This window comes from Lysobacter brunescens, assembly GCF_042677005.1.
In the GTDB taxonomy this organism is placed as follows: Bacteria; Pseudomonadota; Gammaproteobacteria; order Xanthomonadales; family Xanthomonadaceae; genus Lysobacter_I; species Lysobacter_I brunescens.
In genome coordinates, this window is record NZ_JBHTIF010000001.1 from 887,507 (window position 1) to 911,766 (window position 24,260).

The 24,260-nt window shown below is 69.1% G+C and carries 22 protein-coding genes; 10 read left to right on the forward strand and 12 right to left on the reverse strand.

All coding sequences use genetic code 11. The annotated features are described in order from the left end of the window. Window positions 1-10 precede the first annotated feature (10 nt). The 3 genes from ttcA to ACFQ0E_RS03670 all read left to right on the forward strand — a co-directional run bounded on the left by ttcA (window position 11) and on the right by ACFQ0E_RS03670 (window position 2,881). The gene (ttcA, locus tag ACFQ0E_RS03660; protein WP_386822337.1) at window positions 11-922 is read left to right on the forward strand and encodes a tRNA 2-thiocytidine(32) synthetase TtcA; all 912 of its coding nucleotides are present in this window, start codon (window positions 11-13) and stop codon (window positions 920-922) included. Between the two features lie 114 nt (window positions 923-1,036). Then, the gene (locus ACFQ0E_RS03665; RefSeq protein ID WP_386822338.1) at window positions 1,037-1,942 is read left to right on the forward strand and encodes a recombination-associated protein RdgC; all 906 of its coding nucleotides are present in this window, start codon (window positions 1,037-1,039) and stop codon (window positions 1,940-1,942) included. Window positions 1,943-2,074: 132 nt separating this feature from the next. Next, window positions 2,075-2,881, forward strand: a complete 807-nt coding sequence (locus tag ACFQ0E_RS03670; RefSeq protein ID WP_386822339.1) for a M48 family metallopeptidase — start codon at window positions 2,075-2,077, stop codon at window positions 2,879-2,881. A 67-nt stretch (window positions 2,882-2,948) separates the two neighbouring features. Here the strand turns inward: ACFQ0E_RS03670 and ACFQ0E_RS03675 are convergent, their stop codons facing one another. Beyond that, entirely contained in the window at window positions 2,949-3,752 is an 804-nt protein-coding gene (locus ACFQ0E_RS03675) for a ferredoxin--NADP reductase (protein WP_386822340.1), read from the reverse strand. A 96-nt stretch (window positions 3,753-3,848) separates the two neighbouring features. Between ACFQ0E_RS03675 and ACFQ0E_RS03680 the strand changes: the two genes are divergently transcribed. Genes ACFQ0E_RS03680 through ACFQ0E_RS03690 form a run of 3 tightly spaced genes read left to right on the forward strand, consistent with a single transcriptional unit; the run spans window position 3,849 to window position 6,155 of the window. Next, window positions 3,849-4,808: an ABC transporter ATP-binding protein gene (locus tag ACFQ0E_RS03680; protein ID WP_386822341.1), complete on the forward strand. Its 960-nt coding sequence runs from the start codon at window positions 3,849-3,851 to the stop codon at window positions 4,806-4,808. Continuing rightward, window positions 4,805-5,611 carry an ABC transporter permease gene (locus tag ACFQ0E_RS03685; protein WP_386822342.1) on the forward strand — a complete coding sequence of 269 codons (807 nt, stop codon included), beginning with the start codon at window positions 4,805-4,807 and terminating at the stop codon, window positions 5,609-5,611. The genes ACFQ0E_RS03680 and ACFQ0E_RS03685 overlap by 4 nt, the downstream gene beginning before the upstream one ends. Before the next feature lie 46 nt (window positions 5,612-5,657). Further along, window positions 5,658-6,155 (forward strand): hypothetical protein, encoded by a 498-nt coding sequence (locus ACFQ0E_RS03690; protein WP_386822343.1) that lies wholly within the window; start codon window positions 5,658-5,660, stop codon window positions 6,153-6,155. Window positions 6,156-6,334: 179 nt separating this feature from the next. Here the strand turns inward: ACFQ0E_RS03690 and ACFQ0E_RS03695 are convergent, their stop codons facing one another. From ACFQ0E_RS03695 to ACFQ0E_RS03710, 4 genes are all read right to left on the reverse strand, one after another. Continuing rightward, window positions 6,335-9,424 carry an efflux RND transporter permease subunit gene (locus ACFQ0E_RS03695; protein ID WP_386822344.1) on the reverse strand — a complete coding sequence of 1,030 codons (3,090 nt, stop codon included), beginning with the start codon at window positions 9,422-9,424 and terminating at the stop codon, window positions 6,335-6,337. Continuing rightward, window positions 9,421-10,569: an efflux RND transporter periplasmic adaptor subunit gene (locus tag ACFQ0E_RS03700; protein ID WP_386822345.1), complete on the reverse strand. Its 1,149-nt coding sequence runs from the start codon at window positions 10,567-10,569 to the stop codon at window positions 9,421-9,423. Before ACFQ0E_RS03700 ends, ACFQ0E_RS03695 begins: the two co-directional genes overlap by 4 nt. 97 nt (window positions 10,570-10,666) lie before the next feature. Further along, the gene (locus ACFQ0E_RS03705) at window positions 10,667-11,503 is read right to left on the reverse strand and encodes a TatD family hydrolase (RefSeq protein WP_386822346.1); all 837 of its coding nucleotides are present in this window, start codon (window positions 11,501-11,503) and stop codon (window positions 10,667-10,669) included. A gap of 64 nt (window positions 11,504-11,567) precedes the next feature. Continuing rightward, window positions 11,568-12,107 (reverse strand): hypothetical protein, encoded by a 540-nt coding sequence (locus tag ACFQ0E_RS03710; RefSeq protein WP_386822347.1) that lies wholly within the window; start codon window positions 12,105-12,107, stop codon window positions 11,568-11,570. A gap of 218 nt (window positions 12,108-12,325) precedes the next feature. Between ACFQ0E_RS03710 and ACFQ0E_RS03715 the strand changes: the two genes are divergently transcribed. After that, the gene (locus tag ACFQ0E_RS03715) at window positions 12,326-13,480 is read left to right on the forward strand and encodes a serine hydrolase domain-containing protein (protein WP_386822348.1); all 1,155 of its coding nucleotides are present in this window, start codon (window positions 12,326-12,328) and stop codon (window positions 13,478-13,480) included. A gap of 12 nt (window positions 13,481-13,492) precedes the next feature. Here ACFQ0E_RS03715 and ACFQ0E_RS03720 read toward each other — a convergent pair whose 3' ends face one another. The 5 genes from ACFQ0E_RS03720 to ACFQ0E_RS03740 all read right to left on the reverse strand — a co-directional run bounded on the left by ACFQ0E_RS03720 (window position 13,493) and on the right by ACFQ0E_RS03740 (window position 18,144). Next, window positions 13,493-13,696, reverse strand: coding sequence for a hypothetical protein (locus ACFQ0E_RS03720; protein ID WP_386822349.1), 204 nt, complete (start codon window positions 13,694-13,696; stop codon window positions 13,493-13,495). Window positions 13,697-13,786: 90 nt separating this feature from the next. Continuing rightward, window positions 13,787-14,233, reverse strand: coding sequence for a hypothetical protein (locus tag ACFQ0E_RS03725; protein ID WP_386822350.1), 447 nt, complete (start codon window positions 14,231-14,233; stop codon window positions 13,787-13,789). A gap of 185 nt (window positions 14,234-14,418) precedes the next feature. Then, window positions 14,419-16,173, reverse strand: a complete 1,755-nt coding sequence (locus tag ACFQ0E_RS03730) for an endonuclease (protein ID WP_386824015.1) — start codon at window positions 16,171-16,173, stop codon at window positions 14,419-14,421. Window positions 16,174-16,324: 151 nt separating this feature from the next. Then, window positions 16,325-17,110, reverse strand: a complete 786-nt coding sequence (locus ACFQ0E_RS03735) for a LytR/AlgR family response regulator transcription factor (protein ID WP_386822351.1) — start codon at window positions 17,108-17,110, stop codon at window positions 16,325-16,327. After that, window positions 17,107-18,144, reverse strand: a complete 1,038-nt coding sequence (locus ACFQ0E_RS03740; protein WP_386822352.1) for a sensor histidine kinase — start codon at window positions 18,142-18,144, stop codon at window positions 17,107-17,109. The genes ACFQ0E_RS03735 and ACFQ0E_RS03740 overlap by 4 nt, the downstream gene beginning before the upstream one ends. 639 nt (window positions 18,145-18,783) lie before the next feature. On the opposite strand from ACFQ0E_RS03740, the gene hrpB reads away from it, so the two are divergent. Together hrpB and ACFQ0E_RS03750 are read left to right on the forward strand one after the other, a co-directional pair. Next, window positions 18,784-21,309 (forward strand): ATP-dependent helicase HrpB, encoded by a 2,526-nt coding sequence (hrpB, locus tag ACFQ0E_RS03745; protein WP_386822353.1) that lies wholly within the window; start codon window positions 18,784-18,786, stop codon window positions 21,307-21,309. Then, window positions 21,306-22,271 (forward strand): hypothetical protein, encoded by a 966-nt coding sequence (locus ACFQ0E_RS03750; protein ID WP_386822354.1) that lies wholly within the window; start codon window positions 21,306-21,308, stop codon window positions 22,269-22,271. Before hrpB ends, ACFQ0E_RS03750 begins: the two co-directional genes overlap by 4 nt. A gap of 52 nt (window positions 22,272-22,323) precedes the next feature. On the opposite strand, the gene ACFQ0E_RS03755 is transcribed toward ACFQ0E_RS03750, so the two are convergent. Beyond that, a complete protein-coding gene (locus ACFQ0E_RS03755) occupies window positions 22,324-22,983 on the reverse strand; it encodes a Fe2+-dependent dioxygenase (RefSeq protein WP_386822355.1) in 660 nt (219 codons plus the stop codon). 70 nt (window positions 22,984-23,053) lie between these two features. Further along, window positions 23,054-23,590, reverse strand: a complete 537-nt coding sequence (locus ACFQ0E_RS03760; RefSeq protein WP_386822356.1) for a pseudouridine synthase — start codon at window positions 23,588-23,590, stop codon at window positions 23,054-23,056. Between the two features lie 87 nt (window positions 23,591-23,677). On the opposite strand from ACFQ0E_RS03760, the gene ACFQ0E_RS03765 reads away from it, so the two are divergent. Continuing rightward, window positions 23,678-24,229 (forward strand): DUF1003 domain-containing protein, encoded by a 552-nt coding sequence (locus tag ACFQ0E_RS03765; protein WP_386822357.1) that lies wholly within the window; start codon window positions 23,678-23,680, stop codon window positions 24,227-24,229. Window positions 24,230-24,260 lie beyond the last annotated feature (31 nt).

Here is a 24,260-nt window from a genome sequence, read left to right on the forward strand (position 1 = left end):
TGCGCGCCTGATGAATGCCACGCCCCTGCCCCTGTCCGAACCGCTGCCGCCGCCCTCGCGGCGCGCCGCCCACGAAGCCAACCGGCTCGCCAAGCGCCTGCGCCACCAGGTCGGCCGCGCCATCGCCGACTTCGGGATGATCGAGGACGGCGACAAGGTCATGGTCTGCCTGTCCGGCGGCAAGGACAGCTACACGATGCTCGACATCCTGCTGCAGCTGCAGAAGAAGGCGCCGGTGTCGTTCTCGATCACCGCAGTCAACCTCGACCAGAAGCAGCCGGGCTTTCCCGAGCACGTGTTGCCCGAATACCTGAAGTCGATCGGCGTCGATTACCACATCCTCGAACAGGACACGTATTCGGTGGTCACGCGCGTGGTGCCCGAGGGCAAGACGATGTGCTCGCTGTGCTCGCGCATGCGCCGCGGCGCGCTGTACACCTACGCCGAGGAACAGGGCTTCACCAAGATCGCACTGGGCCACCATCGCGACGACCTCGTCGCGACCTTCTTCCTCAACCTGTTCTTCCATTCAAAGATCAGCGGCATGCCGCCGAAGCTGCTCAGCGACGACGGCAAGCACGTGGTGATCCGTCCCCTCGCCTACGCGCGCGAGGAAGACATCGCCGCGTACGCCGATGCCAAGGGCTTTCCGATCATTCCATGCAACCTCTGCGGCTCGCAGGAAAACCTGCAGCGCAAGCAGGTGAAGAAGATGATGGACGCCTGGGAACGCGAAACCCCGGGCCGCGTCGAGCAGATCGCGCGCGCGCTCGGCGACATCCGTCCCTCGCAGCTCAGCGATCCGAAGCTGTTCGACTTCCTGTCGCTGGGCAAGCGCGGCGACGCCGAGCTGCCCGATGCGCATGCCTGGCTGGGCAGCGATGGCGCGAAAGCGGATCAGGACGAATCCGCGACAGGCTGACCCTGCATTCCGAGCGAAGCGAAGGACCTGCTTCCGGCGTTGCCTGCGGTACGACAACAGGTCCCCCGGCCCACGGCCTCGGGATGACCCCTTCTTCCACTTCCCGGATTCCCGATGTTCTTCCGCAACCTGACGTTCTTCCGCTTCCCCGCCTCGCTCGACTTCAGCGAACTCGACACCGGCCTGTCCGAGTGCATCCTCAAGCCGGTCGGCGCGCTTGAACTCTCGTCGCGCGGCTTCGTCTCGCCGTTCGGTCGCGGCGACCAGGAAGTGCTCTCGCACCGCATCGGCGAAGCGATCTGGGTCACTGCAGGCACCGAGGACAAGATCCTGCCGGGCTCGGTGGTCAACGACCTGCTGCAGAAGAAGCTGCAGGAGATCGAGGACAAGGAAGGCCGCAAGCTCGGCGGTCGCGCGCGCAAGCGCCTGAAGGAAGACCTGGTCCACGAGCTGCTGCCCCGCGCGTTCGTGAAGCCCGGTCGCACCGACGCCTTCATCGACTGCACGGACGGCTTCATCGCCGTCGACACCTCCTCGCGCAAGAGCGCCGAAGCGGTGGTGTCGGACGTGCGCCACGCGCTGGGCAGCTTCCCGGCGCTGCCGCTGAACGCCGAAGTGGCGCCGCGCTCGGTGCTGACCGGCTGGATCGCCGGCGACCCGCTGCCGCACGGCCTGTCGCTCGGCGACGAGTGCGAACTGCGCGATCCCACCGACAACGGCGCGATCGTGAAGTGCCAGCACCAGGAACTGGACAGCGACGAGATCGCCAAGCACCTCGAAGCGGGCAAGCAGGTGACGCGTCTCGCACTCACGCTCGACGACCGTCTCAGTTTCGTGCTCGGCGACGACCTGATCATCCGCAAGCTGAAGTTCCTCGACGGTGCGGTCGAGCAGCTCGAATCCGGCGACCGCGACGATTTCCGCGCCGAGCTCGACGCACGCTTCGCCCTGTTCAGCGCGGAAACGCGCCGACTGTTCCGCACGCTGGAGCCGGCGCTGAAGCTGTCGAAGGCAGAATGACAGGCGCATGACCGGCGTGCGATGACGGCGCGCGGTTCTCGCGCCCGATCTTCGCCGGTGCCGGTTTCCGCACCGATCCGAACCGCCACGTCAAGTTTTGTATTGTTCCGCCGACAACGGTTAGCATTTCGCATGCCCTTCCGTTTCCGACTGCGCGAGTCCTCCGCTCCGCGCCATGCCGACAGCCGTGCGCAGCAACGCGACCTCGTGGCGCTGCTGCTCGACGACGGCCGCAACATCGATGTCCTGCGCGTGCGCGATCCGCGCGCGCGCCGCATCAAGCTCTCGGTCAGCGAGCGCGGCGTGCGCCTGACCCTGCCCGAACGCGCCAGCCTCGTCGCCGGCGACCGCTTCCTCGCCGAACACCGCGACTGGCTCGGCGCACAGCTCGATCGCCTGGTCGAAACCGAAGTCGCACCGCTCGTGCGCGGCGAAAGCGATCGCCTGCCGCTGCGCGGCCGGATGCTGCCGCTGCGCTGGGAACCCGGCCGCTTCACTGCCGTGCAGCTCGATGGCGACGGCGCCGATGCCTGCGCGGTCTTCCAGGCCACCTCGCGCGCCGGCGACGCAGCGCTGCACCGCGCGCTGCGCGATTTCTACGAAGCCCAGGCGCGCGCCGACATCGGTCGCTGGATGCCGCGCTACCTGCCCGAGCTGCCGCGCGCGCCGCGTCGCGTGCAGCTGAAGATCATGAGTTCGCAGTGGGGTTCGCTGGCGCCGGACGGCACCATGGCGCTGGACCTGTCGCTGGTGCTCGCCCCGCCGGACGCGTTCGAATACGTGCTGGTGCACGAGCTGTGCCACCTCATCCACCACGACCACTCGCCCGCCTACTGGCGCGAGGTGGAGCATCGCTTCCCGCACTGGCGCGACCAGCGCGAGTGGTTCCGCGAACACGGCCGCCAGCTCAAGGCGCAGATGGTCGCGCTGGTGCGCTGACGCGCAACGGCCTCAAGACTTTCGTCTTCATGCGCGCGGCAGCCGTTCACGGCCGCCGCGCCGGGACTCACTTGCTGCTGACGTACTTCTCGCGGCGAATCACCGGGATCGGCAGGCCGTGGCCCTTCAGGGTCTCGAAGCAGGCGTCGACCATGTTCGGGTTGCCGCAGAGGTAGGCGATGTCGCCTTCGGCATCCGGCGCGAATTCCGCCAGCTGGTCCTGCACGTAGCCCTTGCGCACGTCGGCGTGCGCATGCGGCGAACCCTCGGCGGGCAGCTCGCGCGAGAAGCACGGGACGAAGCGGAAGTTCGGATGCGCGTCGGCGAAGGCGCGGAACTCGTCGCCGTACAGCAGTTCCTCGGGCGTGCGCGCGCCGAACAGCAGCACGACCTCGATGCCGCGTTCGGCGATCTGCTGCGCCAGCTGCGGCAGCATCGCGCGGTACGGGGTCACGCCGGTGCCGGTGCCGATCAACAGGTAGCGTCGGTTGGCGTCGGCGGGCATCAGGCAGAAGCGACCGTAGGGGCCGCTGGCGGTCACCGTGCCGCCGGTTTCGAGGTTCTCGAACAGCGCGGTGGCCGCGCCGCCGGGGACGTAGCTGACAGCGATCTCCACCGATTCGCCCGGCGCCATGGCGTGATCGTGCTGGGTGGCGAGCGAATAGCTGCGCTTGGTCGCAGTGCCGTCCGCGTATTCGAAATGCACCTGCAGGAACTGGCCGGGGATGTAGTCCAGCGGCTGTCCGTCGTCGCGGACGAAGCTGAGATGGGCCACGGTGGGGGCCAGCATGCGGCGGCCGACGAGCTTGAGCGGGAAGAGGGCGGGCACGGGTGTGTCCTGGAATGGAGTGTTGCCGGAGGCTTCCGGCATGGCCGCCTATACTACCGGTTCGCGCCACGCCGAACCGCCAGAACCGCCGCCCTTCGTCCGGACGCACCGTTGCGCAGGGCCGGCAAGGATCCCCTGATGAGCACCGCCCCAACCCCCGACGCGCCCGGCCAGCCGGCCCTGTCCATCCGCGACCTCCGCAAGACCTACGACAACGGCGTCGAAGCCCTCAAGGGCGTGTCGCTGGACGTGTCGCCGGGCGATTTCTACGCCCTGCTCGGCCCGAACGGCGCCGGCAAATCGACCCTGATCGGCGTCACCAGCTCGCTGGTGAACAAGACCTCCGGCGAGGTCCGCATCTTCGGCGTCGACATCACCGCCCGGCGCGACGAAGCCATGCGCCTGATCGGCCTGGTGCCCCAGGAGATCAACTTCAACATGTTCGAGAAGCCGTTCGACATCTGCGTAAACTACGCGGGCTTCTACGGCGTGCCCCGCGAACAGGCGCGCGCGCGCGCCGAGCAGGTGCTGAAGGACGCGCAGCTGTGGGACAAGGCCGACAAGATGAGCCGCACGCTGTCCGGCGGCATGAAACGCAGGCTGATGATCGCCCGGGCGATGATGACCCAGCCTCGGCTGCTGATCCTGGACGAACCCACCGCCGGCGTGGACATCGAGATCCGCCGCGGCATGTGGAAGACGCTGAAGGAGATCAACGCCGCCGGCACGACGATCATCCTGACCACGCATTACCTGGAGGAGGCCGAGAGCCTCTGCCGCAACCTCGCGATCATCGACAAGGGCCGCATCGTCGAGCAGGGACCGATGAAGGCGCTGCTCGCCAAGCTCGACGTCGAAGGTTTCCTGCTCGACATCGACGGCGGCCTGCCGGCGACGCTGCCGGCCATCGCCGGCGCCACCCTGCTCGCTGCGGACGATCACACCATCGATCTCGAAATGCCGCGCTCGATGGACCTCAACGGCGTGTTCGCCGCGCTCGACGCCGCCGGCGTGCGCGTGCGTTCGATGCGCACCAAGACCAACCGCCTGGAGGAACTGTTCGTGCGCCTCACCGGCAACCAGGAGGCCGCCGCATGAGCGCGACCGAAGCGACCACGACGCAGATGACCACCGGCCAGCGCAACCGCACCGCGCTGATGACCATCGTGCGCCGCGAGGTGAACCGGATCCTGCGCATCTGGGGCCAGACCCTGGTGCCGCCGGCGATCACGATGACCCTGTATTTCCTGATCTTCGGCGGCCTGATCGGCTCGCGCGTCGGCGAGATGGACGGCATCCGCTACATGGACTTCATCGTCCCCGGCCTGGTGATGATGAGCGTGATCCAGAACAGCTACGGCAACATCTCGTCGAGCTTCTTCGGCGCCAAGTTCGGCCGCCACGTCGAGGAACTGCTGGTCAGCCCGATGCCCGCCTGGGTCATCCTCGGCGGCTACGTCGCCGGCGCGGTGCTGCGCGGCCTGATGGTCGGCGCGATCGTGCTGGCGATCGCGATGCTGTTCACCAAGGTGCGCATCCCGCATCCGCTGGTCACGCTGACCACGGTCATCCTCGGCGCGACGATCTTCTCGCTGGCCGGCTTCGTCAACGCCGTCTACGCGAAGAAGTTCGACGACATCGCCATCGTCCCGACCTTCATCCTCACCCCGCTGACCTACCTCGGCGGCGTCTTCTACTCGGTGAAGCTGCTGCCCGGCTGGGCCGAGACCGCGACCCACCTCAATCCGATCTTCTACATGGTCAACGCCTTCCGCTACGGCCTGCTCGGCGTCAGCGACGTACCGCTGTGGCTCGCCTACGCGCTGATGCTCGGCTTCGTGGTCGTCCTCGGCGCGGTCGGGCTGTGGCTGCTGAAGCGCGGCGTGGGACTGCGGAGCTGAGGCCACGCGCGACACCCGATCGACATCATCCCCGGAGGACGTCCCGATGCGCCTGCATGCCTTCACCCTCAGCCTGATCGTCACCCTCATCGCGTGCAGCGCGCCAGCGCCATCCGCCGAGCCGGCGCCTGCGCCGCCGTCCTCCACCGCTGCCGAAGCACCGCCCGCACCATCGCCCAAGGTCTCGGCGGAGATGGCCGGCCGCGTCAGCCCGGTGCCGGCCTTCATGGGCCTGGGCGAGCACTTCAACATCCGCATCCAGTCCGTCGGCGACATGCGCCACGATGTCGAGCTGACCTGGGCGATGGGCCAGAAGTCCGCGCAGGGCGTACTGATGTATCGCGGCGCACCCGGCGTGCCGCATCGCGGGCCGATCGCGCTCGACGGCACGCTCGACACCGCGGAAGGCGCGAAGCCGATCCGCGTGGAGATCGTCACCGGGCCCTGCACCGACGAAGCCGACCGCCCGCATCCGCAGCGGGTCACGGTCACGCTCGAAGGCGAGACCACGCTGCACGGCTGCGGCGACCTGGCGGTGTATTGATCGACCGACAGGCCTTCCCTGTCATCCCGAGCCGCAGGCGAGGGACCTGCTTCATGCTGTGCGCGGTTGATCGATTCGAATCCAGCCTGCTTTGCACAGTGGGGGTCAAGCTCGAAAGCAGGTCCCTCGCCTGCGGCTCGGGATGACATGACAGGGGCACCGTCATGTCACGCGCGGCGTCACGCGTCCGCGCGTGCCGTCGTCGAACCGACGCGCCGGAACTTCCGCGCGATCCACAATCCCAGGTCGTGCAGCACCGAGTACGCGGCGGGGATCACGATCAGGCTGAGCGCCGTCGAGGTGATCAGGCCGCCGATCACCGCCCAGGCCATCGGCGCGCGGAAGCTGGAATCGCCCGACAGGCCCAGCGCGAGCGGAAGCATGCCCGCGCCCATCGCCAGGGTGGTCATGATCACCGGGCGCGCGCGCTTGCGGCAGGCGTCGATCAGCGCGTCGTGCACGGACAGGCCGTGCTGGTCCTCGGCGACGACCGCGTAGTCGACCAGCAGGATCGAGTTCTTCGTCGCGATGCCGATCAGCATCAGCAGACCGATCAGCGCCGGCAGCGACAGCATGTTGCCGGTCAGCAGCAGCGCACCGAACGCGCCGCCGGCGCACAGCGGCACGGCGGTGAGGATGGTCAGCGGCTGGATGGCGTGGTTGAACAGCAGCAGCAGGACCATGTAGATGCAGACCAGGCCGGCCAGCATCGCCATCGCGAAGCCGAAGAACAGTTCGATGAAGATCTCGGCGTCGCCGGCGTTGAGCAGTTCCACGCCGGAGGGCAGGCGCTTGACCGACGGCAGCGCCTCCACCTCGGCCATGACTTCACCCAGCGGGCGGCCGTTGAGCTCGGCGGTCAGCACGATGTTGCGCTCGCGCTGGTAGCGCGACAGCATCGACGGCCCGCTGCCGTCACGGATCTCGGCCACCGCCGACAGCGGCACCGGGCCCTGCGCGCCGCGCACGCGGAGCTGGCCGATCAGCGCCGGATCGGCGAGCGCCTCCTGCGAGAAGCCGACGCGGATCGGGATCTGCCGGTCGGGCAGGTTGAGCTTGGCCAGGCGCTGCGTGTAGTCGCCGCTGGTCGCGATGCGGGTCGCTTCCGCGATGTCTGCGGTGGCGACGCCCAGGTCCGCCGCGCGCGCCGGGTCGGGGACGATCTGCAGCTCCGGACGCAGCAGCGAGGCCGACGACGAGATGCTGCCCAGTCCCTTCAGCGTGCGCAGGTCGCGTTCGACCGCGGAGGCCGCGGCCGACAGCGTGTCCGGATCGTCGCCGGACAGCACCAGCTGCATCGCATTGCCCGGTTCGCTGCTGATGAAGCTGATCTTCGCGCCCGGCAGGTCGGCGAGTCGTTCGCGCACCTCGCGTTCGAGCTGCCTCTGGTCGCGATCCCGATCACCTTCCGGACCCCAGTCCAGCACCAGCGTCGCCTTGCGTGCCTCGGCGATGCCGGTCTTCGCCGGATCGCCGACGTCCAGCACGCTGCCGACCATGGTGAACACCTGTTTCAGCTCCGGCACCGTCTCCAGGCGCGCGCGCGCCTGCTCGGACACGGCCAGCGTCTCCTCGATGCGCGTGCCCGGCGGCAACTCGATGCTGAGGTTGCTGCGGCCGAGGTCGCTGAACGGAATGAACGTGGTCGGGATCAGCGGCACCAGCGCCAGCGATGCGACGAACAAGCCGAGCGAGATCCACAGCGTCCGCCCGCGATGGCGCAGCGACGCCTCCACCCAGCCGAGATAGCGGCGCATCATCGGCGTATCGGTCTCGTCCTGCTGCGGATGCGGCTTGAGCTGGTAGGCCGCCATCATCGGCGTGAGCAGGCGCGCCACCAGCAGCGAGAACAGCACGGCGGTCGCGGCGGTCCAGCCGAACTCGCGGAAGAACTTGCCGGCGATGCCGGGCATGAAGGCGACCGGCACGAACACCGCCGCCAGGGTCATCGAGGTCGCGATCACCGCCGTGCCGATCTCCTCGGCGGCCTCGCGCGCGGCCTCCAGCGGCGACTTGCCCATGCCGAGGTGGCGGACGATGTTCTCGATCTCGACGATGGCGTCGTCGACGAGGATGCCGACCACCACCGACAGCGCCAGCAGGGTGACCATGTTGAGGCTGAATCCCAGCAGCGACATCACCGCGAAGGTCGGGATGATCGACAGCGGCAGGGCCACCGCCGACACCCACGTCGCGCGCCAGTCGCGCAGGAACCACCACACCACCAGCAGCGCGAGCAGCGCGCCTTCCCAGAGCATGATCATCGACGACCGGTAGGACCGCTCGGTTTCGTCGACGATGTTGGTGACCAGGCGGAAGGTCACGCCGGGATGCTCGGCCTGCAGGCGGTCCAGCGCCTCGCGCACCTCGGCCGACACCGACAGTTCGTTCGACTTGCGCGTGCGCGACAGCGAGAAGCCGACCGTGGGCTGGCCGTCGAGCAGGGCGGCCTGGGTTTCGTCGGCCGCCCCGTCCTCGACGCGGGCGATGTCCGACAGGCGCACCGATCGCCCGTCGGGCAATGCGATCGAGTAGTCGCGCAGCTGCTGCGCGCTCGCGACGGTGGCGAGGGTGCGGATGGTCTGCTGTTCGCCGCCCAGCTCGGCCTTGCCGCCCGGGCGGTCCACCTGGATGCGCGCCAGCTGCTGCGAGACTTCGCCGGCGGTGATGCCCCAGGCGAGCAGCGCCTGCGGATCGAGGTCCACGCGCACCTGGCGGTCGATGCCGCCGATGCGGTTCACGCGGGCGACGCCGGGCACGCCGTACAGCGTGCGCGACACCTCGCGATCGACGAACCACGACAGTTCGTCTGGACGCATATGCGGTGCGTCGACCGCGTAGGTCTGCAGCGAGCCGCCGATGTCGATCTTGCCGACCACCGGTTCGAGGATGTCCTGCGGCAGGTCGCTGCGGATGCGCGTCACCGCGTCGCGGGTGTCGTCCAGCGCGTCGGCGAGGTCGGTGTCGAGGTTGAACTCGACGATCGTGGTGCTCTGGCCCTCGGTCACCAGCGAGGACATCCGCTTGACGTTGGGAATGGTCGCCAGCGAGTCCTCGATCCGCCGCGTGACCTCGGTCTCCAGCTGCGACGGCGATGCGCCGGGCTGGTTCACGGTCACCGTGGTCATCGGGAAGGCGATGTCGGGGTAACGCGCCACCGGCAGCGAGTGGAAGCCCCACAGGCCCGCCACGCACAGCACGAAGAACACCATGATCGCCGGCAGCGGCCGGCGGATGGCCCAGGACGACAGGCTGCCGCCGCCGCTCATCGCGCGACACCCGCCGCCGGCGCGGCTTGCGTTGCCGGGACCACGCGCACGGCATCGCCATCGGCGAGGAAACCGGCGCCCTTCACCACCACCTGCTGCCCCGGCTTCGGTCCATCGAGCAGTTCGACATGCGCACCCTCGCGCGCGCCGGTGCGCACGCGCCGGGCCTCGGCGACGGTCGCGCCCTCCTTCGTCGCGATCGTGTACAGGGTGGCGAAGCCGTCGCGCAGCACCACCGCCGCCGCTGGCACCGTGGCGACGCGCGCGCGGCCCGTGTCGATGCGGCCTTCGAGATAGGCGCCTGCGGCGAGCCCTTTCGGGTCGGGCAGGTCGGCATAGACCGTGCCGGTGCGGGTCGCAGCATCGACGCCCGGGCTGACCGCGCGGACGCGGCCTTCGACCACCACGCCGCCGGGGCCGCGCAGTGCGATGCGATCGCCGGGCTTCACGGACGACAGCTGCGTCACCGGCAGCTCGGCGCGCCACTCCAGGCGGCCGTCACGGATCAGGCGCAACAGTTCGCCGCCGGCCCCGACGACCTGGCCGGGCTGCACCAACCGCTTCGAGACGATACCGTCGGCCGGCGCACGCAGTTCCGCGAAGCTGTGACGCAGTGCGGCGGCATCGCGGCCGGCGCGCGCGGTGCCGACACGGGCTTCGGCCTGGGTGCGGACAGCCCGCAGTTCGTCGAGCTGTCCGGCGCTGATGTAGCGCTCGCGCGCGAGGTTCTCGCCGCGCGCCAGGTTCGCGCGCGCCAGTGCGGCACCGGCTTCGGCCTCGCGCAGCGCGGCCTCGGCCTGCCGCAGTTCGCTGTCGAGCATGCGGCGGTCGAGGCGGAGGAGCACCTGGCCACGGCGCACGGACTGGCCGACGTCGACCAGCAGTTCGGTCACGCGCAGGCCGCTGACTTCCACGCCCAGCTGCATCTCCTCGACCGGCGCGACCGCGCCGGACACGAGCACGGTGCGGGCGAGGTCGCGCATCTCCACCGGCGCGGTGGTCACCGCCATCGCCGACGACGCTGCGGCGGCCTGCGATGCCTCGGGCACGTCGCCCGAACAGCCGGCGAGCACAAGCGCAGCGACCAGCGCCAGCAGGGGCAGGCGGACGACCGGGACGGAGACAGGGAGGGGGCGCGACGACACCGGCATTGCACGGGCTCTGGAGGGACTTCGGGACGCGCAGTGTACCGATCGGTTCAGTAATTTCGGCCCTGCCGGAAGGCAGGGACCGGGAGGCGGTTCAGCTCGCGGCGGACGCCGTGGGCAGGCGGAAGAACGCGGTCGCCGTGGCGGTCGTCGACGCGGCCACCGCCTGGACGCTTTCGCCGCGATCCCGGGCCAGCTCCTCGACGATGTGCGCCAGGTACATCGGCTCGTTGCGGCGATGCGACGGCTGCGGGCGCACGGTGCGCGGCAGCAGGTACGGCGCATCGGTCTCGATCATCAGCCGGTTCGCAGGAATGTGCTTCACCAGTTCGCGCAGGTGGGTCCCGCGGCGCTCGTCGCACAGCCAGCCGGTGATGCCGATGTGCCAGTCCTGGTCGAGATAGGCGAACAGTTCCTCGCGCGTGCCGGTGAAGCAGTGCACCACCGCCGGGCCGAGCCGGCCGTCGAAGTTCTTCATCATCGCCATGAAGTCATCGTGCGCGTCGCGCTGGTGCAGGAACAGCGGCTTGCCGGTGTCGGCACCGATCTGCAGCTGGCGCTCGAAGGCCTTGCGCTGCGCCGGGCGCGGCGAGAAATCGCGGTTGTAGTCGAGGCCGCATTCGCCGACCGCGACCACTTCCGGATGCGCCTGCAGCGCGCGCATCTCGGCATCGCATTCGTCGGTGTATTCGATCGCATGGTGCGGATGCACGCCGGCGGTGGCGAACAGTTCGCCCGGATACGTCTGCGCCAGGATCAGCGCACGCGGCGAGTGCGCGCGACAGGCGCCGGTGACGACCATCCGCGCCACGCCCGCCGCGCGGGCGCGCTGGAGCACCGCCTCACGGTCGTGGTCGAAGCTGTCGTGGGTGAGGTTGGCGCCGATGTCGATGAGCGGCGTGTCGATCAAGGGCGTGTCGATCAGGGTCATGCGGGTCGTGCGCGCGTGCAGGAAAGGCGGCCATTGTACGGAAGCACGAGACGTGCATCGGGACTTACCGGACAGACTCCAGCTCCAACAGCGCACATTGTCCGGCCTGCAAGGTCACATGGCCCAACGGCGCCGAATACACGCTGGGTCGCAGGTTGTCCGCGTGCAATCGATAGCGTCCGGGTGGCAGCTCGCCCGAGAAGCGGCCATCCGCATCGATGCGGATGGCATGTGTCCCCGCCCTGGACTCGGCAATGAGCAATGGTCGCGGCGAGCGCGGGCCGAGACCGACCGTCGTGCCTTCGATGCTGGCGGTCTTCGCACGACGAAACTGCCGGAGTTCGGCATCGACACGCGCGACATAGGCTGGCGTATCCAGCCCTGAGCACGAGCTCTCCAGCTCCCCGGATGCGGCGAAGAAGACGTAACGCTTGCCGATGTCTCCCGTCCAGCGCGCCGAGGTATTGGGCGAGTACGCGGTCCAGGCACGGCCGGCATCGCCCTTCAGCACGCGTTCGACGCGGATGCGATGCGCCAGGCGCCCTTCCGGGTCGCCGGCGCCATCATCCACCAGTTCCTGCCCGACAAGCGTTCCGACGAGCATGGTGTCGCTCCGGAAGTAGCGATCGCAAAGCCTGGGTTCGGGTCTGGGACACAGCGCGAAGACAGGAGATGTCGCAAGACAGGTCAGGAGCAGGAGCTTCGTTCTCATCGGACGTCCAGGGCAGCTTCGGCATGATGCCGGGGAATGAGGCGCGGCTGTCAACCGCAGGCCCTGCCGCAGCGTTCACGCCCGCACCTCCCCGCCACGGACGACCCGCCATGCTGCGCATCCTCGTCGCCACCTTCGGACTCACCGCCCTGCTCGGCGCCACCATGGCGCAGGCCGTGCCCCGCTACGACTTCTCGCCGGTGACGGCGGAAATGCAGTCCTTCGTGCAGACCTACGCGCTCGACGGCGCCTCGCTGCGCGTCAACAAGGCCGGCAACGTGGTCTACCGGCAGGCCTTCGGCCAGTACACGCTGGGCACCCAGGTCCGCATCGCTTCGGCCAGCAAGTGGGTGTCCGCGCTGACGCTCGCCCGGCTGGTCGAAAAGGGCCAGCTGCGCTGGACCGACACCGTCGGCCAGTATTTCCCGACCGTGGAACCGGCCAAGCGCGGGATCACGCTCGAACAGCTGTTCTCGCACACCAGCGGCCTGCCCGGCGGCGACGACAGCTGCATGTCGAACCCGCTGTTCACCCTCGCGACCTGCGCGAACCGCATCCTGCAGCAGTCGACGATGATCGGCGAACCGGGCCAGGTGTTTTCGTACGGCGGCAATTCGATGCAGGTCGCGGGCCGCATGGCCGAACTGGCGACCGGCCGGTCCTGGGACGATCTGTTCATCGACGAGATGGTCGTTCCGCTGGGCCTGAACGCGACCGACTTCGCCACGTCGTCGACCGAGCCGGGCTACGTGCGCAACACCAATCCGCGCATCGCCGGCGGTGTGCGGAGCACGCTCGAGGATTACGGCAGGATCGTCGACATGGTGCTGGCGAACGGCTGCCTCGACAACACGCTGCTGCTGCCGTGCCGGCCGTCGCGCAGGTTCCTGTCGCAGGCCACGATCGAGGCGATGGCGCGTGATCGCACCGTCGGTACCACCGACATCTCGCGTCCGCCGACGAGCACCGGTTACGGCTACGGCCTGGGCCAGTGGATCGATCCGACCTCGCCGCTCATCGTCTCCAGTCCCGGCGCGTTCGGCTTCACGCCCTGGGTCGACCGCGTCAATGGCATCGCCGGCGTGTTCCTCGTCGACGACCTGAACACCCGCGTGGTCGAGGACATCGAGGACATCCGCGCGATGGTCAACGCCGTCACCGCAACCGGCGGTCGCCGCGTGGCGCCGGTCCTGCCGGCGAATCCGACCGCAGCGGAGCTGCAGGCATCGCGGCCGGTCCGCGCGGACAACCACGCGCGCAGATGACGCTGGCGCGCATCAAAGCAGGATCACCGCGACGACGAAAGCCACCACCAGCAGTGCGATCGTCGCCAGCAGGGCAAGGAAGTTCTGCCCGCCGGCGCAATCCGCACATATGCTGCGTACCGGCGGCAGGGCGCCAAGCAGAAGGAACCAGGGTACGGCGTACCAAGCCAGCGCCCCGGCCTTCTCCGCCTCCGTGCCGCATCGGCTGCATCTCATCGTGGTGTCCTCGTGTGCTGCGTGGGTCGGTGCGCATGGCGAACGCGGGCCATGGCCACTATCCCTACCTTGAGGCGAATGGCAGGAACATCAAGGCTGGCACGCCACACTGATCGACGCGACCCGCCCGCCCTTCGCGCGGATCTGCAACCAGCAGGCCGCGTCGCCGCCGACATACTCGTAGAACCGACCGGTCTCGCGATCCGCCACGACCGGTGCGCCGTACAGCGCGCGCATCCTGTCCAGTCGGTCGCCCGGACACAGGCCCTTCGGCGTGCAGGCATCGCGCTTGTCGGCATGCAACCCGGCGACGATGCCGCCGTTGAACGAGACCCGCAGGCTTGCGTATTCGTAGTGAAGATCGAGGAAATCCTGCGCGGCCACCTTGTGCTTCGGCTCACCGAGGCGCGCTGCGACCTGGGCGGCGGTATCGCCGATGGCGACGCCGCCGAGCGAGAGCTCCCTCTTGGCGACGGTCCCTTCAGCGGCGAAGGCCTGCAACGGAACCAGAAGCAGCAGGATGGCGGGAGTCTTCATGTCGCCTCGATGGAATGGAGAGGAGCCCGTATCGCCTGATTGCGACGATGCGCACGCTGACGATATCGCACTCTCCGCCAGGCATGCACATGCTCTCGACGGCAAGCACGGTGCCTGTCTTGCCCCAACGAAAACGCCGGCGGTTTCCCGCCGGCGTTTTCGCATCACACGCACTCAGGCTTGCATCAGTTCAACTGGCAGCTCGCCGGCTTGGTGGACGTGAACAGGGCGCTGGTGCCCCACTCGGGATGGTCGATGAACGGGTTGCGGTTGCCCTGGAAGCTGTAGATGACTTCGTTGCGGGCACGTTCGGCGGCATCCGGCGGATCGGCCTGGTGCCAGGCAACCAGCGTGGACAGCAGGCCCATGTAGGCGGGCGAACTGGAGGTGATGACGATCAGGCTGCGGTTGTCGGTGAGTTCGAGGTCGGGTTCGTTCTGGCCGGTGGTCGGGTGCGTGCCGCCTTCGTAGCGGATGGCCATGTACATGATCGCGCGCGCCATGTCGCCCTTGCGCTTGCCCCAGACTTCGAACGAGCCGCTATTGCCGTCCGGCGTCTTGACCCAGTTGGAATTGCCCGGATAGACGCCGCTGCCGCCGCCCTGGCCGTTGTTCGCTTCGGTGACGCGTTCGCTGCAGCCGGAGGCCTGCGTGCAGTTGGCATAGGGCTTGTTGCCGCGATCGGCGTTGTAGACCGACTCGGTGAGATACAGCATGTGCGTGTCGGTGTACGGCGAGTGCGGCAGGCCGAGGTTGCCGGTGGCGGAGCCGAAGCCCAGCGAGTTCGGCCAGGTGTGTTCGCGGTTGTAGACGATGCCGCTGCCGGTGCCCGCGCGCTCGGTGACCTTCGCGAAACTGCGGTTGCGGTAGGCGTCGAGGATGCGGCCGCTGTTGTTCGGATCTTCGTCGGCGATCTCGAGGATCGTCCACGCGTTGGTGGTGCCGCCGCTGTACGGATACGCGGTGTGGCCCTTGATCGTCGCGTGCAGCGAGCAGCGCAGCTGCGAGGCGCTGCTGGTGTTGACGCGCGAGTAGTAGCCGGTGCCGCCACCGCCGCCGGACGCGACGCTGAAGTTCACCGTCGTGTTGCCGGAAGGCTTCGCGCCACCGGCATCGGTGATCGCGTTGGCGACGATGGTGAAGGTGCAGGCTTCGCCACCGACCAGCGCGGTGTTGGTGGAGATGCTGAAGCTGCTGCCGCTGGACGGATAGGTCAGCCCGACGTTGCCCGAATTCGCGCAGGACAGCGTGAAGGCGCCAGCCGCGGCGGTGACGCTTTCGCTGAAGCTCGCACCGAGGTTGCCGGCGGCCGGGAAGTTGGTCGCGCCGTTGCTCGGCGTGGTGCCGGTCACGGTCGGCGGCGGGTTCGGCGACGAGAACGTCTGGCCGTTGTTGCACGCACCGAAGGTCGCCGTGGCCGCGCTGCGCCAGCTGAAGTTGGCGTAGCTGCTGCCGGTGCCGCCGAGCTGCAGCGAGCGGCCGGCCGGGTCGGAACCGGCTTCGGAGACCGGCAGGTTGGTGCTGGTGCGGCCGGCGGCCGGACCGTTGCTGGCGGTGATCGCGCCTTCGTAGCTGATGAACTGCACGACCTGGCCACTCGGGTTCACGAGGGCGATGCCGTCGTTCGGACCGTTCTGGATGCCGTTGGTGGGATAGCTCAGCGTGGCGATGCGCACCTGGCCGCCGCAGGAAACGAGGCTGCCGGCCGGCACGAGGTCGTTGTCGTAGGTCACGGCCGACGACGGCGTGGAACCGTTGTAGAGATAGATCCGGTAACTGCTCAGCGTTTCGCCGGCGGTGGCGACGATCTCGATGCGTTCGCCGGTATCGCCCGACGACGTTGCGTCGTCGTAATGGAATTCGTTGATGAAGACTTCGGCCTGGGCTGCGCCTGACGCCAGCAGCAACGCACAGGCCACGGGGGACCACTTCGACAGCATGCTCCGCATAACAACATTCCCTCCGGTATGGAGGTGGCACCATAGCCCGGCCGGATGACAGTCGCCATCGGCCATGCGGACAAGTGCGCCGCCGGCCGACGAACGGCGACGGATCGTATACACGGCACGGCGCCGCGACCGCGTCCGCAGATCACATCTGCCTGAAGAGGTGCAGATAGGTACGGCTGACCGGCAGCACTTCGCGCCGGCCCTTGAGGTGGATGTCGGCGGTGTCGTTGTCGCCGCGCGTGACATGCGAGATCGCGCGCAGGCTCACGACCACGGAGCGATGCACCTGCGCGAACTGCGCCGCGTCGAGCTGCGGCAGCAGCTCCTTCAATGGCAGCCGGATCAGCGCTTCGGCAAGCTGTCCGCCATCGTCTCGCCAGGCGATGCGGGTGTACTTGTCGTCTGAGCGCAGGTAGTCGATCGATTCGACCGGAATGAGCTTCAGCGTCTGCCCGACCAGCGCGCGCAGCCAGCGCAGCGGCGCCTGCGTCGCCGGCGGACGGAGGCGCGCGGCGAGCTCTTCGAGCAGCGCGTCCGTGTTGGTCGCAGGCTCGACGGCGCGCAGCCGCTCCTGCAGGCGCGATACGGTGTCCGCCAGCCGCGCGGCTTCCACCGGTTTCACGAGGTAATCCAGCACGCCATGGGCGAACGCCTGGACGGCGTAGTGATCGAAGGCGGTCACGAACACGAGATGCGCGCGCCTGCCGATGCGCTGCGCCGCCTCGATGCCGGACACGCCCGGCATGTGCACGTCGAGGAAGCAGATGTCGGGCTGCAGCGATTCGAAACGTTCGATCGCCTCGCGCCCGTTGCGCGCATGGGCGACCACCTGCAGCGCCGGCCAGGCGTCGGCGAGCTGCGCAGCGAGCGCCTCGCGCAGCAGCGGTTCGTCGTCGGCGATCAGGGCGGTGGGCTGCGATGCGCTCATGTCGGGGCCTGCTGTGCGGGGAATTCGATTTCGGCATGCACGCCGTCCGGCTCGGCCGCACGCACGTCCAGGCGGGCATCGCCGTCGAAGTACAGCTGCAGGCGCTGGCGCAGCGCGAGCAGGCCGGTACCCGTCCCCTCGGTGCCGCCGCACAGACCGACGCCGGTATCGCGCACGACCACACGGCAGCGACCGTCGACGGCACGGATGTCCACCGACACCTCGCCGCCGTCCTCGCTGGGATCGATGCCATGCCGTACGGCGTTCTCCACCAGCGTGAGCACGGTCGCGGGCGGGCAGCGCAGGCGCAATGCCGCGTCGTCCGCATCGACGGCGTAACGCAGGCGGTCGGGAATGCGCATGCGCATGAGTTCGAGATAGGCGCGGACCAGTTGCAGTTCGCGGTCGATGGTGGGCTCGGGCGCCTGCAGGCGCGGGATCGCGGCGCGCAGATAGGCGACGAGGCTGCGCAGCAGGTCGGAAGCCTGCGGCGAGCGCACGTCGACCAGCGCCTGCACGTTGGCCAGCGTGTTGAACAGGAAGTGCGGCTCGATCTGCGCCTGCAGCAGGCGCAGCCGGGCATCCAGCGCCTGCCGCTCCAGTTCGCTGCGCGCCAGCGCGAACGATTCGGCCTGATCGCGCACCACGATCTCGCGCTGGCGGATCATCGCGCCCAGCGCCAGCCATGGCGCGAACAGGATGCCCACGAACGTGAGCATGACGAAGCCGGTGAGACGCCGCTCGTCCTCGAAGAACGCACCGGTGCCGTCCACCTTCAGCAGCAGGGATGCGACGAAGGCGGCGGGAACGACCACCAGCACCACGCCGAACAGCTGCAGGATCCAGCGCTCGAGCCAGCGCGGCAGGCGCTTCGGCCATTGTTCGAAGAGGCCGAACACCGTCAGTGCCGCGAAGGCCACGATCGACACGCGACCGGTGATGATCCCTATCGCCGCGATGGAATTGATGCTGAGCGGCAGGGCGAACACCATCGAGGCGATGAGCGCGAAGCGCACCCGCTTCCAGGCGAACATCAGCCTCAGCCCACGAGGGCCGGCGGACATTCCGTGAATCGGCGACGGCGGAGGGTGTACGGAACTCATGCGGCACGAACGCGGATGACGGTGTCGCGGCCACGATAGCCGCCGCCGTCCATTCGTGCCATGCAGGTCGTTCCGATCACGCGGATGGACATGCGCGCTTCCGGAGGATACGGCCGGCGCCCGAGGGGGAATGACGCGCCTCCTGGGACGCGCGCCATCTCGGACGCCGGCGTGGACGTGACTCTCCTGCCCGCGCGGAAGGAAGGGAATCCCGCACGCGGCGAACCGTGGCGTCCGGGCGACAGGACGTTCGCCGGACCGCCGATCGCAGGCGAGGGCGATCCCATGGCGGCGATGGGCACGGACGAGGTGGACTGGAGCGATGAAGACACTGCGATATCCGGGAGGGAGTCAATGCCCGGCGCCGGGGAATGCGTGCCGTGGTTGCGACACGCGACGCCGGGCATCGATGGGCGCGACTGTGGCCTGCCGCGCTGGCGAAACCGAGCGGAATGCGACCGACTGCGGAATGGTGGGTGCGAGCGACGGCCTCGCCGCGCGAACGGTCCGGCCGGCGGCGCGCGCCGACCGCCTTGGCGACCGGCTTGGCGCGACTGCTAGCCTATGTCGATGACGCAACACGCCTTTCCCATCGCCGACCTGCTGCCGGAGATCCTCCGCTCGCTGGCCGACCACCCCCGGCTGGTGCTGGAAGCGCCGCCCGGCGCCGGCAAGACCACCCAGGTGCCGCTGGCCCTGCTCGATGCCCCGTGGCGCGGCAACCGCAGGATCGTGATGCTGGAACCGCGCCGCGTCGCCGCGCGCGCCGCTGCCGGATTCATGGCGAAGCAGCTCGGCGAAGCCGTCGGCGAGACGGTCGGCTACCGCATCCGCTTCGAGAACAGGGTCTCGGGAAAGACGCGCATCGAAGTGGTCACCGAAGGCATCCTCACCCGGATGCTGCAGGACGACCCGATGCTGGAGGACGTGGCCGCGATCCTGTTCGACGAATTCCACGAACGGCATCTCGCCGGCGACCTCGGCCTGGCGCTGGCGCTGGACGTGCAGGCCGGCCTGCGCGAGGACCTGCGCATCGTCGCGATGTCGGCGACGCTGGACGGCGAGAAACTCGCGCAGTGCCTGGACGCGCCGCGCCTGAGCAGCGCCGGCCGCAGTTTCCCGGTGAAGGTCGGGCACTTTCCCGCGCGTCGCGACGAAGCGATCGAACATCAGGTCAAGCGCGCGGTGCAGCACGCGCTGACCGAACATCCCGGCGACGTGCTGGTGTTCCTGCCGGGGCAGCGCGAGATCGGCAGGGTGCATGCACTGCTGGCGGATGCGATCGATCCATCATCGATCGAGATCCTCGCCCTCCACGGCGAACTCCCCGTCGAGCAGCAGTCACGCGTGCTCCAACCCTCGCAGGACGGCCGGCGGCGCGTGGTGCTGGCGACCAATGTCGCCGAGTCCAGCGTCACCCTGCCCGGCGTGCGCGTGGTGATCGACAGCGGCCTCGCCCGCGAACCGCGCTACGACCCGAACAGCGGCTTCTCGCGGCTGGACGTGGTGAACATCGCGCAGGCCTCGGCCGACCAGCGCGCGGGCCGAGCCGGTCGCATCGCCGAGGGCTGGGCGTATCGGCTGTGGCCGGAATCGCAGCGCCTGGAACCGCAGCGCCGGCCGGAGATCGCGCAGGTCGAACTCGCATCGCTGGTGCTCGAACTCGCGGCCTGGGGCAGCGATTCGCTGCGCTTCGTCGACGCGCCGCCGACGGGCGCGTTGTCCGCCGCGCGCGACCTGCTGCGCCGGCTCGGCGCGCTGGACGACGGCCTCGCCATCACCGCGCTGGGCCGGAAGATGCTCGCGATCGGCACGCATCCGCGCCTCGCCGCGATGCTGCTGTCCACGCGCGACGACGCCGAAACCGCACTGGCCTGCGATCTCGCCGCGCTGCTGGAAGCACGCGATCCGATCCGCGCGATGCCCGGCGGCGGCCGCAGCGATGCCCTGGCCGTACGCTGGCAGGCCCTCGCAGCATTCCGCAACGGCCGTGCGCCAGCCGAGGCCTCGCGCTCCTCGCTGCAGGCCATCGATGCCGCCGCAGCGCAGTGGCGCCGCCGCCTGCGCTGCGACGCGAAGCCTGCGCAGAGCGCGCCCGCGCACCTTCTCGGCGACCTGCTCGCGCACGCCTTTCCCGACCGCATCGCGCATCGCCACGCCAGCGACCTGCGTCGCTACCAGCTCGCCAACGGGCGCATGGCGCAGCTGTTCGACGACAGCGCGCTGATCGGCGAGCCGTGGCTCGTCGCCTGCGAACTGCGCCACGAAGCGCGCGGCGACGCAAAGCTGCTGCGTGCCGCACCGGTCGACGACGCACGCCTGCGCCGCGATTTCCCCAAGCGTTTCTCCGATCGCGACGAAGTCCGCTGGGACGATGCGAAGCGCGCGCTGGTCGCCGAACGCGTGCAGCGCTTCGACGGCATCGTGCTCGACGCCCGGGCCACTGGAAAGGTCGACACAACGCAGGCCGCACAGGCGCTCACCGACGCCGTGCGCACGCTCGGCATCGACGCCCTGCCCTGGCGCGAGTCGCTGGTGCAGTGGCGCGCGCGGGTGCGCTGCCTGCGCGCGTGGATGCCCGATCTCGGATTGCCCGACCTGTCCGACGCCGCGCTGCTCGACACGCTCGACGCCTGGCTCAAGCCCGCCTTCAGCGGCAAGACGCGCCTCGACGCGCTCGGCGAAGACGAACTCGGTGAAGCGCTGAAATCGGACTTCGACTGGGCCCTGCGCCAGCGCATCGACGCACTCTCGCCGACGCGGATCATCGTGCCCTCGGGCATGGAACGCAGGATCGACTACGCCTGGGACGACGCCATCGACGCACCGATACCACCGGTGCTCGCGGTGAAACTGCAGGAGCTGTTCGGCCTCGCCGACACCCCGCGCGTCGCCGACGGCCGCATTCCGGTCACGCTGCACCTGCTCTCGCCCGGCGGCCAGCCGCTGCAAGTCACCCAGGACCTGCGCAGCTTCTGGGAACGCACGTATCCGGAGGTGAGGAAGGAGATGAAGGGACGGTATCCGAAGCATCCGTGGCCCGATGACCCATGGAGCGCGACTGCCACACACCGCGCGAAACCGAGGGGCACATGAACACCGCCGCCGATCTCCTCCAGGATCCGCATTACCTGCCGTTCCAGCTCGATCTCGCGAACGGCCGCGTGCTGTGCGTGCGACTCGACGCGCAGCAGCGCCGCGAGGCCGCCTTCCTCGACCCCCGCGCGCTGCCACCGCAGCCGCAGGGCGCGTGGCTGGCGCTGTCGATACTCCAGGCGCCCGATACCGGCCACACGGTCGCAGACGGCATCTTCCACATCGGCCATTGCGGCTCGACCCTGCTGTCGCGCCTGCTCGACACCTGGCCCGAGGTCGAAGGCCTGCGCGAGCCGCTGCCGCTGCGTGATCTCGCCGCCGCGTGGCACGCACCATCGCCACCGCACGCGTTGCTCGCGACGCTGATGGCGTACTGGCGACGCCCGCTGCCGCCGGCTTCGCGGGTCGCGATCAAGGTGACCAGCAGCTGCAACGTGCTGATCGAGCCGCTGCTGCGCGACGGTGGTCTATCCCGCGCGATCCTGCTCGACATGCCGCTCGTGCCCTGGTTGGCGACGCTGCTGAAATCCGAGGATTCGGTGCGCGACGCGCTGGCCGCGTTCGACGAGCGCGCCGAGGTGCTGCGCATGCACGGCATCGCGATCGACGGCGTGCACGCACCAGGCGATGCGATCGAAGCATGCGCCATGGGCTGGCTCGCCGAACGCCTGCGTTTCGACGCGCTCGCCTCCGGCGAGTTCGCATCACGCGTGCTGCGCGTGGATTTCGAGGATCTGCTCGCGTCGCCGAGCACCGAGCTGGCGCGCATCGCCGCGCATCTCTCGCTCGATGCCGACGGCGTCGCACATGCGCTGGCCTCGCCGGCCTGGGGCCGTTACTCCAAGGCACAGCAGCACGACTATGGCCGCGACGACCGCGCCCACGATCTCGCGCTCGCGCAGCAACGCTTCGGCGCGGAGATCGCGCGTGGCGTGGCTTGGGTCGATCGCGCGATGGCGTGACACAGGATGTCGTGATCGGATTGGCCGCATCGAAGAGATGCGGCAGGGGTCTTCAGGTATCCGCCCACATCCGGAACAGGTTCGTGCGCAGCGAATCGAGCAGCACCGCCAGGCGTTCATCGCCGGTGCCGGCGCGCGCGCGCGCTTCCTCCAGCTGCACCATCAGCTCGCGGCGCTCGCTGCTGGAGATCCAGCTCTGCATCCAGGTGATCACGGCCAGGCGCACACCGCGCGTGACCGGCGCGACCTGGTGGATGGTGGTCGAGGGATAGAGGATGGCGTCGCCGGGCGCCAGCTTGTACTTCAGCTGTTCCTGGCCGAGCTGCATGGTCAGTTCGCCGCCATCGTAGGCATCCGGCGGATTGAGGAACACCGTGCACGACAGGTCGCTGCGCAGCGGCGGCGTGGACGGGAACAGGGCTTCGTCGACGTGCCAGCCGTAGGTCATGCCCGGCTCGTAGCGCACCACGGTCGGTCGCGCCATCGTGCGCGGCATCGCCCAGCCGCGGATGTCGGCATGACGGAACAATGCATCGCGAACGATCTGCGAAATCCGCGCGCTCGCCGGGTCTTCCTGCGCCGCCTGCAGGTTCTGCTTGCTGGTGTTGTCGGGATTGGTCGCGCGCCCGTCGACGAAGCGCACCTGCGGCAGCAGCGCATGGATCACCGCCAGCTCGTCTTCGTTCAGCACCTGGTGCAACTGGCGGATCATGCGCGGCTCCGGTCGAGGATGCCGCGATCATCCGGCAGGGCACCGCGCACCGCAAGGTTCGAGCGCAGGCTCAGCGCAGCGTGCGCCACTGCCCGGGCATCAGGTCGCCCAGGGTCCAGTCTCCGATCGCCACGCGCACCAGGCGCAGGGTCGGCAGGCCGACGGCCGCCGTCATCCGCCGCACCTGCCGGTTGCGTCCCTCGCAGATCGCGATCTCCAGCCAGGCGTCGGGCACGGTCTTGCGGAAGCGCACCGGCGGGTCGCGCGGCCACAGCGCGGGCGCATCGATGCGCTGCACGCGCGCCGGGCGCGTGGGCCCGTCGTTGAGCGTCACCCCGCGACGCAGGGCGTCGAGCTGTTCCGCAGTCGGGTCGCCTTCGACCTGCACCCGATAGGTCTTCTCCAGCTTGTGGCGGGGATCGGTGATCCGGTGCGCCAGCCCGCCGTCGTCGGTGAGCAGCAGCAGGCCTTCGCTGTCGTGGTCGAGCCGGCCCGCCGGGTAGACGTCCGCCGGCAGGCCGAACCCGGCCAGTGTCCGTCGCAGCGGATCGCTGCGATCGGTGAACTGGCAGAGCACGTCGTAGGGCTTGTTGAAGGCGATCAGCATCGGTCGGCGGGGGCTGTGGATGCGCAAGGTTAATGCGTGCCCGGGTTTGCCGCCTATGCTGTGGCGAGGCCCCACCGGAACGCCGCCATGAACCTGCACGACCCGACCGGACTCTCGCAACGCCTGCTGGGCAAGGCCTGGGAACACGCCACCGCCGTGGAGCGCGCGGTCCTCACCCAGCTGCATCGACGCGAACGCACGAATGTCTCACCCACGGAGCGCAGCGGAGACGACCGCAGTTTCGGCGAACGCGTCGCCGACAACGTCGCCCGATTCGGCGGCTCCTGGACCTTCATCGCAAGCTTCGGGCTGTTCCTCGCGCTGTGGGTGGTCTCGAACGTCTGGCTGCTGCGCACGCACCCGTTCGACCCGTATCCCTTCATCTTCCTCAACCTGCTGCTGTCGATGCTGGCTGCGCTGCAGGCGCCGGTGATCATGATGAGCCAGAACCGCCAGGCCGCCCGCGACCGTGCCGCGGCCGAACACGACTACGCCGTGAACCTCAAGGCGGAGCTGGAGATCATGGCGCTGCACGACAAGCTGGACCAGCTGCGCGACGCGCAGCTGGCACGGATCGTGGCCGAGCAGGGCGAACAGATCGCCCTGCTGCGCCAGTTGCTGGAAGCACGTCGCGACTGAGGCATCGCGGCGATCGAGGCTGTGGCGCGAC

Coding starts and splice junctions, on each gene's coding strand:
- ttcA (WP_386822337.1), top strand. CDS start 11: ATGAATGCCACGCCCCTGCCCCTGTCCGAACCGCTGCCGCCGCCCTCG.
- ACFQ0E_RS03665 (WP_386822338.1), top strand. CDS start 1,037: ATGTTCTTCCGCAACCTGACGTTCTTCCGCTTCCCCGCCTCGCTCGAC.
- ACFQ0E_RS03670 (WP_386822339.1), top strand. CDS start 2,075: ATGCCCTTCCGTTTCCGACTGCGCGAGTCCTCCGCTCCGCGCCATGCC.
- ACFQ0E_RS03675 (WP_386822340.1), bottom strand. CDS start 3,752: ATGCCGGAAGCCTCCGGCAACACTCCATTCCAGGACACACCCGTGCCC.
- ACFQ0E_RS03680 (WP_386822341.1), top strand. CDS start 3,849: ATGAGCACCGCCCCAACCCCCGACGCGCCCGGCCAGCCGGCCCTGTCC.
- ACFQ0E_RS03685 (WP_386822342.1), top strand. CDS start 4,805: ATGAGCGCGACCGAAGCGACCACGACGCAGATGACCACCGGCCAGCGC.
- ACFQ0E_RS03690 (WP_386822343.1), top strand. CDS start 5,658: ATGCGCCTGCATGCCTTCACCCTCAGCCTGATCGTCACCCTCATCGCG.
- ACFQ0E_RS03695 (WP_386822344.1), bottom strand. CDS start 9,424: ATGAGCGGCGGCGGCAGCCTGTCGTCCTGGGCCATCCGCCGGCCGCTG.
- ACFQ0E_RS03705 (WP_386822346.1), bottom strand. CDS start 11,503: ATGACCCTGATCGACACGCCCTTGATCGACACGCCGCTCATCGACATC.
- ACFQ0E_RS03710 (WP_386822347.1), bottom strand. CDS start 12,107: ATGCTCGTCGGAACGCTTGTCGGGCAGGAACTGGTGGATGATGGCGCC.
- ACFQ0E_RS03715 (WP_386822348.1), top strand. CDS start 12,326: ATGCTGCGCATCCTCGTCGCCACCTTCGGACTCACCGCCCTGCTCGGC.
- ACFQ0E_RS03720 (WP_386822349.1), bottom strand. CDS start 13,696: ATGAGATGCAGCCGATGCGGCACGGAGGCGGAGAAGGCCGGGGCGCTG.
- ACFQ0E_RS03725 (WP_386822350.1), bottom strand. CDS start 14,233: ATGAAGACTCCCGCCATCCTGCTGCTTCTGGTTCCGTTGCAGGCCTTC.
- ACFQ0E_RS03730 (WP_386824015.1), bottom strand. CDS start 16,173: ATGCTGTCGAAGTGGTCCCCCGTGGCCTGTGCGTTGCTGCTGGCGTCA.
- ACFQ0E_RS03735 (WP_386822351.1), bottom strand. CDS start 17,110: ATGAGCGCATCGCAGCCCACCGCCCTGATCGCCGACGACGAACCGCTG.
- ACFQ0E_RS03740 (WP_386822352.1), bottom strand. CDS start 18,144: ATGTTCGCCTGGAAGCGGGTGCGCTTCGCGCTCATCGCCTCGATGGTG.
- hrpB (WP_386822353.1), top strand. CDS start 18,784: ATGACGCAACACGCCTTTCCCATCGCCGACCTGCTGCCGGAGATCCTC.
- ACFQ0E_RS03750 (WP_386822354.1), top strand. CDS start 21,306: ATGAACACCGCCGCCGATCTCCTCCAGGATCCGCATTACCTGCCGTTC.
- ACFQ0E_RS03755 (WP_386822355.1), bottom strand. CDS start 22,983: ATGATCCGCCAGTTGCACCAGGTGCTGAACGAAGACGAGCTGGCGGTG.
- ACFQ0E_RS03760 (WP_386822356.1), bottom strand. CDS start 23,590: ATGCTGATCGCCTTCAACAAGCCCTACGACGTGCTCTGCCAGTTCACC.
- ACFQ0E_RS03765 (WP_386822357.1), top strand. CDS start 23,678: ATGAACCTGCACGACCCGACCGGACTCTCGCAACGCCTGCTGGGCAAG.